The organism is Anaerolineales bacterium (assembly GCA_015075725.1).
In the GTDB taxonomy this organism is placed as follows: Bacteria; Chloroflexota; Anaerolineae; order Anaerolineales; family Villigracilaceae; genus Villigracilis.
The window spans coordinates 1,360,981-1,373,423 of sequence record JABTTV010000001.1 but is presented as its reverse complement, the minus strand read 5'-3'; the positions used below and the strand labels follow the sequence as shown (position 1 = coordinate 1,373,423).

The 12,443-nt window shown below is 52.2% G+C and carries 9 protein-coding genes; 5 read left to right on the top strand and 4 right to left on the bottom strand.

Annotation, left to right across the window (positions count from 1 at the left end; all coding sequences use genetic code 11):
* Positions 1–26: 26 nt before the first annotated feature.
* The 5 genes from wecB to HS100_06550 are packed head-to-tail and all read left to right on the top strand — an operon-like array spanning position 27 to position 6,943.
* On the top strand, positions 27–1,088 hold the full coding sequence (wecB, locus tag HS100_06570) for a UDP-N-acetylglucosamine 2-epimerase (non-hydrolyzing) (GenBank protein ID MBE7433560.1): 1,062 nt from the start codon (positions 27–29) through the stop codon (positions 1,086–1,088).
* 4 nt (positions 1,089–1,092) lie between these two features.
* Positions 1,093–2,247, top strand: coding sequence for a glycosyltransferase (locus tag HS100_06565; GenBank protein MBE7433559.1), 1,155 nt, complete (start codon positions 1,093–1,095; stop codon positions 2,245–2,247).
* 22 nt (positions 2,248–2,269) lie between these two features.
* The gene (locus tag HS100_06560; GenBank protein MBE7433558.1) at positions 2,270–4,408 is read left to right on the top strand and encodes a hypothetical protein; all 2,139 of its coding nucleotides are present in this window, start codon (positions 2,270–2,272) and stop codon (positions 4,406–4,408) included.
* Between the two features lie 4 nt (positions 4,409–4,412).
* Positions 4,413–5,300 (top strand): hypothetical protein, encoded by an 888-nt coding sequence (locus tag HS100_06555; protein MBE7433557.1) that lies wholly within the window; start codon positions 4,413–4,415, stop codon positions 5,298–5,300.
* On the top strand, positions 5,300–6,943 hold the full coding sequence (locus HS100_06550) for a phospholipid carrier-dependent glycosyltransferase (protein MBE7433556.1): 1,644 nt from the start codon (positions 5,300–5,302) through the stop codon (positions 6,941–6,943). Before HS100_06555 ends, HS100_06550 begins: the two co-directional genes overlap by 1 nt.
* Positions 6,944–7,012: 69 nt before the next feature.
* On the opposite strand, the gene HS100_06545 is transcribed toward HS100_06550, so the two are convergent.
* From HS100_06545 to HS100_06530, 4 genes are all read right to left on the bottom strand, one after another.
* Positions 7,013–7,657, bottom strand: a complete 645-nt coding sequence (locus tag HS100_06545) for a class I SAM-dependent methyltransferase (GenBank protein ID MBE7433555.1) — start codon at positions 7,655–7,657, stop codon at positions 7,013–7,015.
* A 102-nt stretch (positions 7,658–7,759) separates the two neighbouring features.
* Complete coding sequence (locus HS100_06540) at positions 7,760–8,407, bottom strand: class I SAM-dependent methyltransferase (GenBank protein MBE7433554.1); 648 nt, start codon at positions 8,405–8,407, stop codon at positions 7,760–7,762.
* Positions 8,408–8,494: 87 nt separating this feature from the next.
* Entirely contained in the window at positions 8,495–9,931 is a 1,437-nt protein-coding gene (locus HS100_06535; protein MBE7433553.1) for a glycosyltransferase, read from the bottom strand.
* Between the two features lie 18 nt (positions 9,932–9,949).
* A complete protein-coding gene (locus HS100_06530) occupies positions 9,950–12,385 on the bottom strand; it encodes a hypothetical protein (GenBank protein ID MBE7433552.1) in 2,436 nt (811 codons plus the stop codon).
* Positions 12,386–12,443: the final 58 nt, after the last annotated feature.

The window sequence follows — 12,443 nt, the reverse complement described above, 5'->3', positions numbered from 1 at the left end:
TCAAATCGAAAAATGGAATATCTTTTATGAGAATTCTCACAGTGGTAGGGGCGCGTCCGCAGTTTGTGAAGGCAGGGGCCGTCAGCCGCATCCTGCGCGAAAAACATGTCGAAGTTCTGGTACATACGGGCCAGCACTATGATGAACGCATGTCGGAAGTCTTCTTCAAGGAATTGGATATTCCGGAACCGGATTACAACCTTGAGGTCGGCTCGGCAGGGCATTCTGTGCAGACGGGTGAAATGCTCATCCGCATGGAGCCCATCTTCGAGAGGGAAAAGCCAGATTGGGTGCTGGTATATGGCGACACGAATTCCACCCTGGCAGGCGCATTGGTCGCTTCGAAACTGCACATCCCTGTCGCGCATGTCGAAGCGGGATTGCGCAGCTTCAACCGTGAGATGCCGGAAGAGATCAATCGAGTGCTGACTGATCATGTCGCAGATCTATTATTTTGCCCGGCGCAAAAAGCAGTGGATAATCTCAAACTCGAAGGCGTGACCTCAGGCGTGCATATCGTCGGCGACGTGATGTACGATGCAGTCTTGCGCCACTCTAAAAGAGCGGAAAAGAAATCCACGATCCTAAATTCATTAAATTTGAAATCAAAACAGTTCCTTTTGGCGACAGTCCATCGCGCCTCAAACGTGGACAATACAAATACATTGCTGAACATCCTTGAAACATTTTCGATGTTTGGCGAAACCGTCCTCTTCCCGGTCCATCCGCGATCGCGCAAGGCGATTCAGGTGGCAGGAGTTACTCCCGGCGTGAATATCAAATTAATCGAGCCGGTTGGTTATCTTGACATGCTCTGGCTGGAAAAGAACGCCCGCTTAATCCTGACAGATTCAGGCGGTGTACAAAAAGAAGCTTATTGGTTTGGTACGCCTTGCGTCACTTTACGCGAAGAGACCGAATGGGTGGAAACTGTGGAAGCTGGTTGGAATGTGGTCGTTGGAACAGAACGGGGGAGGATCTTGAATGCGGTTAGAGATTTTGCCGTGCCTGCCACCCGCCCAAATCTTTTTGGCGATGGCAAGGCTTCACAAAACATAGTCCGTTTGTTGGAAAATGAGCGCAAGTAAATCAATGCCGTCATATTCCATCGTTCTTCTCGGCACACAAATGGCGGTGGGAGGCGCGCAGAAACTTCTGCTGGAACAGGCTCTTTGGTTCCAATCTCGTGGACATAAAGTGACCGTCCTTTTTTTCTACGACCGCGACAACCTGCATGAAAAATGGACGAGGGTCTATCCTTTTGAAATTCGAAATCTCGAAGCCTTCGATAAAAAAGCGGGCGACCTTCGTAGCCTGCCAAAATTATTCTCTGGTCTGATGAAATTATGGCGCGTTCTTAAACACGGGAACTATGACGCCATCATTACCTTCACGCACGACAGTAATTTGCTCGGAATGCCGCTTGCCAAACTGGCAGGGATTCGCGCCCGCGTGGGTACGCATCTCGGTGAGATTCGCGGCATGTCCGGATGGCGCGAGGGGTTGCATACTTTCCTCGTCAATCGCGGTGTGATTCAAACACTTGTGGCTTCCTCTGCCCGCACAAGGAAAAATGCCATCGATGTCGGGGTTAACCCGAACAAAATCGCCACAATTTACAATGCCATCATGCCCTTTGGGGTAAGCCACATCGACCGGGATTCAGTAAGGCAGAAGCTAAATATAAACCGGGATGAAATATTTCTTGTAGCAGTCGGGCGGCTCGTTTTCGAAAAGGGGCATGAATATCTCGTCGAAGCCATGACCGTGGTTGCAAAGGAAAATCCGCGCGCCGTTGCAGGGATATGCGGCGCGGGCCCGCTGCATGATGAATTACAAGCGCAGATCGAAAGATTGAATCTGCAACATAAAGTCAGGCTGCTAGGTCAATGGGATGAAATCCCCGAACTGCTCGCGGCTTCTGATGTTTTCGTCCTGCCTTCGCGTTGGGAGGGACTGCCGATGGCCCTGCTCGAAGGCATGATGGCGGGGCTTCCCGTGATCGCAACGCGGGTCGAAGGCGTGGACGAAGTCGTCCGATCAGGTGAACATGGACTCTTGGTGGCGCTTGAGTCTCCGGTAGAGTTGGCTCAGGCTATAATCCAATTGCTCCGCTCGCCGGAAGACCGTCAACGCATGGGCAGGGCGGCGCGTGAACGAGTCTTGAGCACTTATACGACCGACCGCATGTGCGAAGCATATTTGCAGGTCATCGAACAAGGCTTGGGCGAGGGGAAAGTCGCGTAGCACAGTCAGAAAAAGGTTAAGGATGAAGCGTTCGTCAATCGATTTTGGAAAATGGATCGCGATCACTGCCTCCGCATGGATTCTCGTCGGCGCATGTATCGAGTTCCATGACGTGGCGTGGGGTACAGGTAGGGCAATCGGAGAATTTTCTCTTCGGTGGTTTGCACTATTCGGGTTTTTTGTATTATTTTCCATTGCGCTTTATACTGTGACCGGGCTTGCAGTTCTCGACCGCGAAGAAATATTCCCCGCCTTTCAAAAACTGATCTCGTTCCGAAACAAAATCTCCGCACTGCGCTGGTTGTTCATTGCCGCGTTCCTAGTCCTTCCGTCGTGGTTCCTGCAACGCACCATGTGGGGCATTGTCTTCGATGGTATATATTTCCGCTTGTTATTGTGGGCGGTATCGGTCTTTCTTCTTTCTTATTTCATTACGCGCGGCGACTCTTTGATCGATTGGAAGCCGCTTCTTGCATCCCTTATCCTTGCATCGAGCGCATTCACGATCGCCGTTTCCCTGCAAAATGTAACGGATTATCCGTTCTCGCTGGGTTGGTCCGAAGGCAACCGCATTTGGGATTACTCCATGCGTTTTGGGCGTGACCGCTATGGCATTGCTGATGATCAGGATATTTATGTTTTGCTTGATTCGGGGCGCATGTTGGTGGGTGGTCTTCCATTCATAATACCCAATGTCACCATTGAGACCGTCCGCATGTGGATTGGTCTTACGCTTATTCTCCCGTATTTTTTGGTCGGGCTTGCCGCCTATATTGTTGCCGATAAAAACACCCGCATCTGGGTGTTGATGACTCTATGGGTCTTTCTTTTCTTACGGCAGGGTCCCATTCATTCGCCGCTAGTGCTCGCCGCAGCACTCACGATCTTTCTCTGGCGTAAACCATTGTGGATGGCAATCCCCTTGATCATTTATGTGGGATATTTTGCCCAGTCGAGTCGATTCACCTGGCTGTTCGCTCCCGGTTTATGGATCGGGATGCTCGAACTGGCAGGCGCCTCCTTGCGTGACGGGAGGCTGGATCGGTCCCATTGGGTTCGGGCAATCGCTTTGGGCTTGTGCGGCGCCTTTGGTGGATACCTCCTCCCGAAATTGATGCCTCTCCTTCACATCGCCGCTTCTCCGTCAGTCGCGCCGAACATCGCCGATGTGACCGAACAGATCACCAGCACGGGTGTTACATCCGAGTTTGTGGCGTACGCCGTCACCGACCAACCGTTGTTGTGGTACCGCCTGCTTCCCAACCCCACCTATGGGACGGGGATATTGCTCGGCTTGCTCATCGCTGTCCTGCCAGTGACAATTATCCTGACATGGCTTTCGACGTCGAAAAAATGGCGGTTGAATATCTGGCAGAAACTTGCCATTGCCGGTCCCTTGCTTGCCTTTCTCGTCGTCGGGCTGGTCGCCAGCACAAAGATCGGCGGAGGCGGCGACCTGCACAACATGGATATGTTCCTGATCGGCATGGCATTCACGGTCTTCATTGCATGGATCAACGGCGGGAGGGAGGCGGTGCTGAACAACGAAATGCCCGGCTGGGTACGATTTACCCTAATAGCCACCCTCGTCCTACCCTCCGTCACTCCCGCCATGCAGTTACGTTCCTACAATCACGGCGATGAAATCGAAACCCTGCTGGTATTGACCGATAAAACAGCAATTGAAGCCAAATCCTTCGATATGCTGCCGGACAGCGCCACCGTCAAAACAGCCTTGACGGAAATGCAGGAGGCTGTGAATGAGTATCAAGCGAAGGGCGATGTGCTTTTCATGGATCAGCGCCAGTTGTTGACGTTCGGCTACATCCATGAAGCGAAGTTCATTCCCGAGTACGAGAAAAAGGTTTTGATGAACGAGGCGCTCAGCACGAATTATGAATACTATTCGCCATTCTACAGGGATATTACCGGCCAGCGTTTCTCACTTATCATCACCGAGCCTTTACGAACCCCCGTCAAGGACAGTTCGTTCGAATTCGGTGAGGAGAATAATGCCTGGGTCAATTGGGTATCGATCCCCGTGCTTTGTTATTATCAGGAAATCCAGACGTACAAAGAAGTCAACGTGATGCTGCTCGTCCCCAAACCTGTGCCGGATGAATGTTCGCAATACATCCCGCCGAAACCGCCAACTGAATAACTCCATGAACATCCGATACCTCCTCCTTCGGCTCGTCCGTCACTTCATGCCAGAGGGATTGGCCCGCTTCCTTCTCAAACGCCGCTGGATCATCAAACCCGGGCTGGAATCCACCGACCCGTTCGCGGCGTCGCAGAGATATATCGAGGCCCTCTCTGCGCAGGGAGTGGATATTAAAGGTAAACGAGTTCTTGTCTTCGGTTATGGCGGCCGTTTTGCCGTCGGCGTGGATCTGCTCAAGCGCGGCGCGGCGCATGTGGTTTTGTGCGACCATTTTGTCCTATTGGATACAGAACGAAATCGCGAACTACTGTCAGAGTATGGAAGTTACCTGAAAGTGGAACAGGATGAGGTCCAGCCGCGAAGCGAATACATCAGCCTGCTTCATGGAGATATTCGGGAGGAATCCATCCAAAGGCAGATCGCGCAGGCAGATATCATCCTCAGCACCTCAGTCTTTGAGCATTTGGACGATGTGCCGGGTATCACCAATGCCCTGGCGAAGTTGACCGCGCCCGGCGGCATCCATTTGCATTTTGTGGATTTGCGCGATCACTTCTTCAAGTATCCGTTCGAGATGTTGAAGTATTCGGAAAAGACCTGGAGGAATTTTCTCAACCCGACCAGCAATTTGAACCGCTATCGTTTGAACGATTACAAGCGCGTGTTCGAGGCGAATTTTGTAAAGGTCGAGATTACGGTGTTGGAACGGTTGATGGGGGAGTTCCGCAAGGCAAAGGACAAGATTCACGCGGAGTTCAAGACCGGCAAGGACGACGTGGACGCGATTACGCTCATTCATGTGATTGCGCGCGAGCCATACGGAGTGCAGCGTCTTCAGACCTTGCAGATGAAGATCGATAGACGCTCGGGCAGCAAAGAGAAACGTTAATGCAAAACAAAATCAATATGTTCTTTTCTAGGCGCGAATTTCTTTTACCGTTGACCCTCTTCGTATTATTCCTTGTCGCATCCCTGCCCGGCATTCAATGGGGCGCGCCTGCGTTATGGAATCCCGATGAACTGGTCTGGCGCGTGGACATGGCGCTCAACGGCGCAATGCAGTTTGACGTGACCGAACCGGACTACAACTATCCCTCCCTGCCCAAGTATGTGATGTACGCCATCGGCTCGATCACCTACGGCACGGGACGCTCGTCTTTTGCGTTCATCGTGGCGGCGCGGTGCTTCTCGGCTTTTCTCGGCGCAATCGCGGGCGTATTGATCTATTATCTTGCGCGGAAAATCGGCGCGCGAAAGCGCATTGCCTTTCTCGCCGGTCTCCTCTACATAGCCAGCGGGGCGGCAGCAGAAAATGGCCGGTTCGCCCACAACGATATGTATTTGCTTGTGTTCACTATCCTTTCGGCATTCTTTGTCGTTCATTACCAGAAAACCCTTTCGCTTCGCTGGCTGTACCTCTCTTTCCTGATGGTCGGTCTGGCGGCGTCATGTAAATATACGGGAGGGAGTCTGATCATCCTGCCAGTCATCGTTTATCTTGCCGCAAATTGGAAAAGCATCAAAACCCAATGGCTCTCCATGATCGGCAAACTGATTGCAGGCGGGGTCATATCCTATCTTGGTTACGGGTTTGGAACCCCGAGAGCCCTTATTTCGCCGGTGGATTATTTTTCGAGCGTCTTTCCTGCCCTGAGGAACCTTACGAATTACGGCTTCAACACGGGAACGCCACTCGGTCTGATCGGTCAATGGCCTGTCCTCAAAGAAACGGTCGGCATTTTCTGTTATTACATTTTCCTCGCAGGCATCGTTTGGTTTGCCCTACGCTGGCTTCTTTGGATATTTGGAAGAACCACTTTCGCAAACGGCTTGGGGTCAACCATCGGCGCGTTTCTGCTCATCCTTCTCATCTTCGACCTGCCCTTCATGATCTCGATCAACTACATCGGAAGATATTTCATCCCTTTCATTCCCTTCATGGCGATCCTCAGTTCGTTGATGATAGATGAAGTTCTCCGCCTCACCTCGGACAGGAAACTGGTCTTTGTCCATCCGGTGTTGATCACGCTGTTGGTTCTCGGCCTCGGTTATTCCGCCCTGCGCATTGTGAGCATCTCCCTGCTGTTCCTGAACGACTCCCGCATCCCCGCCACGGAATATATCGCTTCGATTCGCGGCTATCAAAAAAGCATCGAATACACGCTTTACCCCCCGATGGTCGAGAAGCGCAGGTTCGAACGCGCGCATAACTATCCGATCTATTTCATCGAATGGGAAGGGGATGAAGTGCCAACCGGCGGGCGGTTCGAGTATAACCAGGCAGAAAAGGGATTGCTTGAACGCGATACGGATTATTTCGTGATCGATAGTTTTACTTACGGGCGTTTCTACTCCGACACGATCTGCGCCACCACGCCCGGGGAGTGCGACTTCTTCAAGCGTTTAATCGCCGGTGAAGTGGAGTCATTCCGCCTGCTGAGGGAATTCACCTATCGACTGCCGCCCTATCTGCCGCAGGTATCGCTCACCGCCGTCAACCCGGATATTTTAATCTTTGAACGGGTGAGATAACGCCGATGAGAGAACACGCCCTATAGGCATTAGCCTGTCCTGAACGGACAATCCAGGAAGAATGCCAGGCTACGCCTTCTTCTCCAACACAACCATTAATCGCGTGGCGAACAACGCCGGGAAGGGTTGAAGCGACTTTTCGATCCATTTGATCAGGGGATACACCACAGTCGGGTAGAGTTGCGGTCCCGAGTACCCACCGGATGCGGCGTAGGCGAGAGCCGGAATCTGTTTCACTTCAACAATATTCCAACCATTCAAACGATCCGTAAATCGTCTCCGGACAAATATGCGTGCGGCATTGCCCTGTGCCGCGTAATAATCCGGATCGTCCCCGTGCCAGCCATCGGGGGCGAACCAAGTGATTTCCCTGTTCCAAGCAATCGGTTCGACGTGGAAAATCCCATAAACGAGCCTGCCAAGCAAACCCATCCCGGGTTCCATGATGATCACCCTTCCGCCTGGAACAAGAACGCGGAGGAATTCGGTCAGCGCGGTGCCGGGATAACGCAAATGATGAAATACATCCGTCATGAGCAGGTTGGAGATTGAATTATCGGCAAAACTCAGGCGATAAGCATTTTCGATCTGGTCTATCCAGGGATAGGGGAAAAGGTCGGTACGGATGCATTCCGGGATGATTTCATGAATGCTTCCCATCCCTGATCCAAGCTCCACCGTCTTCCCTGCAGCGGCGCTAAGATATCCGCTCATTTCACGATAAAGCTCCATATAGACCATATGCAACAATGGTTTACGTTTCCATAAGTTATGATTCTTTTCGATCAGTTCGTTGTGAAGCTCGATGCCCATGAACTATACCGGTTTGATGAAGTTACCGATTTCGTAAACATTCCCGAAAAACGAGGGGATGGACTTCATCGCCTTGACGGAAATCTTCCGGAGCATTGTTTCCGCAGCATGCTCCACGTCCCTTTCAGTGGAGAAATGATGCTGGCGGATATCGTATCCCAACAGGCGGAACATGAAGACCATAAAAGGGCGCTCCACTGGCACGCCGTATACGACCTGTCCGCCCGGTTTGAGGACGCGATGTATTTCTTTGAACGCCTGCTGGAGTTCGTCCGGTTTAAGGTGTTCAAGGATACTGATCAAAAGGACAGTATCGAACTGACCGTCCTCATAAGGCATTTCCAACACATTTCCATTACGGAGGTCCGGGAAAAGACCATGAGGGGCAAAAACCCCTTTTACGACATTCACGTCGCAGGTCAGGTCGAGCCCATGAATCTTTTTATACATGTCGTTCAGGTTAAGAAAAGTCAGACCACTGCCGAATCCGACCTCAAGGATGCTGTCCCCGCCTTTGCATTGTTCGATGCACAACTCCACGCGGCGGCGATACATCGCACCGAAGACGGGCAGGTAATAGAAAATCACAGAGTAGATTTTCTCGACGCCTTTGTATTCCTTGTATGGCAATAATCGAAGTGTTGTTTCCATGGATTCCTGCTTCAAGAATTGTCACCCTACGCAAAGCGAAGGGTCTCTGCGATGCTGAGTGGCGCAAGGCACCACTCAGCATGATATTTAGACAAATTTGATTCTCCTGGCTGCGAAGGAGACCATCCTCAACAGGAGGACGCCGTGCTTCCAGCGGGAGATGTTGGTCGTGCCGTAGGTCCGCTCGCGGTAACGGATGGGCAGGTCGACGATCTTCAGGTTGAGTTTTGCCGCGCCGAAGATCAGGTCGAAGTCGCCAAAGGGGTCGAAATCGCCGAAATAGGAACGGTTGGCGGCGATATCCTCGTAATCTTTCCTCCACATGACCTTGGTGCCGCAGAGCGTATCCTTGATGGACTGCCCCAATAACCACGAAAACGCCATGCTGAAGAACTTGTTGCCGATGAAGTTCAAGGTGCGCATCGCCTCCTTTTCCATCGGGTAGACAAGCCTCACCCCATTGATGAACTCTCCCTTCCGCGAGACAATGGCCTCGTAAAAGCGCGGAAGGTCTTCGGGAGGAACGGTCAGGTCGGCGTCGAGGATCATTAGAATGTCGCCGGAGGCTTTTTCGAAGCCGAGACGAATCGCATCAGCTTTGCCAATGCCCGTTTGTCGGAAGAGCAGGTTCGAGGTCCGGGGGTGAAGCGGCATTTCCTTCTCGATGGTCTCGTAGGTCTTGTCTCGCGAGTGTCCTTCGACGAAGATCAGTTCGGTCTTCGATCCCATTACAGGCACGCGCTCGAAAATACTTTTGATATTGCCCTCTTCATTACGTGCCGCAACGACGACCGAAACGCTTGGATTTGTTTTTACCGGCTGTGGCACCGGGCGGGCGATCACAAAATTGGAAAGGGCAAATTCGCGGAAGGGCCAGAGGCGCACAAGATAACGATTGGCAAATCCGCCGAGCGGCAGGGGCCAGAGGATCTCGTTCGAATTGCGGATCGTCTCGAAGCCCGCCAGGTTCAAAAGGTTGGTCACATCGGGAACGGTCAGCCAATTCTGACTCAGAATGGGCGTGGCAAGGTTCAGGTTTTGCGCGATGGCAAGCGGAAGCTGCCAGAGATGGCTGTAAAAATTCATGACCAGCCGTGTGTGTGGAACGCAGAACTTCCGGACCTGTTCGAGCGCGCGCTGGACATCCCAAAGATCGTTGATGGCGTCGGAAAAGATGATGATATCGAATTCGCCTTCGAGGCCTGAAAGGTCGTGGGCGTCGAGTTGATGAAACTCGAGATGCGGGTGGCGTTCCTTTGCCCGCGAAATGGCTTCGGCGGAAAAATCCACGCCGACGCCGCGCGATGGCTCAAGGCTTGCGACCAGATCACCAAGTCCGCATCCGACCTCCAGGATGCGCTGTTTGGGACTGACAAGAAACTTGTAACATTCAGCAAGGCGCTTGTGATACCAGCCGCCCATGCCTTTCCAGGCATCGCGTTTGACGGCGTTCCTGTCCCATTGCATCATGCGCGTGCGCTGATATTCGTTCCCGGCTTCGTCGAACAAGGGTTTGGAATTCATAGCGGCGGTGATTTTACCTTAACCATCCTTGCGGTGAAGGTCCGGCTTGCGAATGAGGAAATACATGAAAAGCCCCGCCAAGCCGGCACCAAAGCCAAGCCATTGATAGCGCAAGCGGATTCGAGCTGGATATTCGAGTTCATACTTTCTGCCGTTCGTCTCCGGGTCGCTGTTGTCGGATGCGGAGAAAAACAGGAATTTTTCCTTCAAGATGTAACTGCCCCTTCCCAGTTCGATGATGAACGACTGGCTTTCATGCGGCTGATAGAGCAGAACCCCATTTTCATACAAATAGGTAGGGTAATCCCTGTAGTTCGTGTCGCTGATTCGGCTGTCGCCTGTGTTGTATGCGTACATAAATCCATCACGGTGCTGGATCTTTTCCGGCTCGATGATTCTCCGCTCCCATGCAAGCGGAAGGAGGCCGGTCATATGCAAAATCATCAACAAACCGCAAGCCATAAAAACAGCCGACACAATGCCCAACGGCATTTTCCGGGCGGGAAGTTTCCAGAATCCGATCATCGATACATAGAGAGTGCCGAAAACAAGCCACAATCCTCCCGAGCGGAGAGACCGAATGAGCGCTTGCGCCGAAGCCGATAGTGAACCCGAATCCACAACCTGATATTCAGGTTCAGGCGCGGTGTAAAAACCGGGATATTGCGGTTCCTCCACACACCAGGTATAAACCCCTGCCTTCGGTATCCCTTTTGTGATCACAAAACTGCTCACGGATAAAGGCGGAGTATCGAAATCATCAAGTACCATCCTTGGTATTGTGATGGTCGTCCCCGGTTCCAGTTGGAGCACCATTTCCTTTTCTTCCGGCGTTAATTGCTGTTCAGGGTTGACGAGCTTTCCATAAAACCGGAGTTGGTCGAGATTGGGAACAATCGAATTTTCTCTTTCAGACTCAAGCGTAATACTTGACCCTCCTGCAATCACAAACACAAGTTTTTGCCTGCCAACCACGCAATCGATGACCGGGTTGGGCTTGGGAGGCTGTCCCGTCATTTTTATCAAAACTGGCAGGATGAAAGAGGAGGCAAGGATGATCACGCTCAACACCAATGGGATGGAAAGCCCCGCCTCATTCCCCGCCGAAAGCTGGTCCTTCGCTCCCGGCAGGAATTTCCCCGGTAATGCGACTCCCATCGCGACAATGTAACAGGTCATCGGAATGGTTGCGGCATAGGCGCGCATCTGGGTCGAATCGGCGGGCGGGACCAATGCCACCGAAAACAAGATGCCGAAGAAAAAAACAAACGAGATACTATACTCCGATTGCTGCCGGTGTATGAGCCCGGAAATCAGACCGGTGAAAGTCAATATCCACAGGACAGTATTTGCAATGTCATTGCGGTCGTGCTTCATCAAAAGAAAACTGAACGCGCCCTTCGAAGCGATAAAAAAATCCGCATATGCTCCGGCAACGCCGCGGGCGAAGAGAGACGGGTTCTCGCGTATGGACCGGAACGCAAGCTCATAAACCTCAGCCGGGCTGGCATCTGGGTGGTCGATGCCGGCCTGTTCCCAGCCTTTATTTCCAACGGCGATCCCGTACAACGTGTATGAATAGTTCGAGAATGCCGCAGACGGCGCCGCGCTGACCAGTCGATTCAAAACCGAGTTTGCCGCCATGCCGATGACAACAACCAGCATACCAAGGACGAATGGTCGCCAAAATCCGTTCAACTGGCGAAGAGACAGCCCCATCCATAACGCCAGCAAGGGCAGGACCAAGTAAGCGCCTGCCCGGGCATTGAGCCCGGTTGTCAAAAGGAACAATCCAAAAAGAAGATGTTTCAAATTTCTTTCCGCTGCGCCGCGGACCAAAAATACGAGGGCAAATGCCCCAAGGCAAAAACCGAGGTTTTCAGTCAAGAGAGTCCCGCCGAAGCGGCGGTAGAACATGTAACCGATGACAACAAAAACGGCGGATGCGATTCCGCCATTGAATATGCGCCGGATCTCGCGCGCCGCAATATATACGCCAAGCCCATTCAGGATGACAAGAACGAATAGAGCCGATTGCAAATTGCCGTTCACCACCCTCATGACAGTTGCAAGAAACGACGTGTAAACGGGCCGGAAGGATGCGCTCCCGGTGAAAGAAAATCCGTGAATTAGATTCTGCGCTTCCTGATAATACGAATTGGCATCGCGCATTGGAATCAACCCGCCGAGGGCTGAATAATAATCCGCGGTCTGCCATTTATAGAGCAGGGGCATGCAGAACAAGGCAAGGACAAATGTGAAGGTCAGCGCCTTTCCGGCAAATCCTTTCAGTTTGAAAAGCATCGTAAAAATAACGAGGAGAAACAGGATGCGATCCAGACCAAACTCAAAAAATCCCCGGACGAATTCGACGCCGGGCGGTGCGACAAACAGCGATGCGATGAATGCGATGGATAACATCGCGACAGCGATCCACTTAAGGAGGCTTGTCATTTTAGAGTTGCTGCTCAGAGGAAATTGCATGACTGGTTGATTCTCCCGCCCGCTCGAC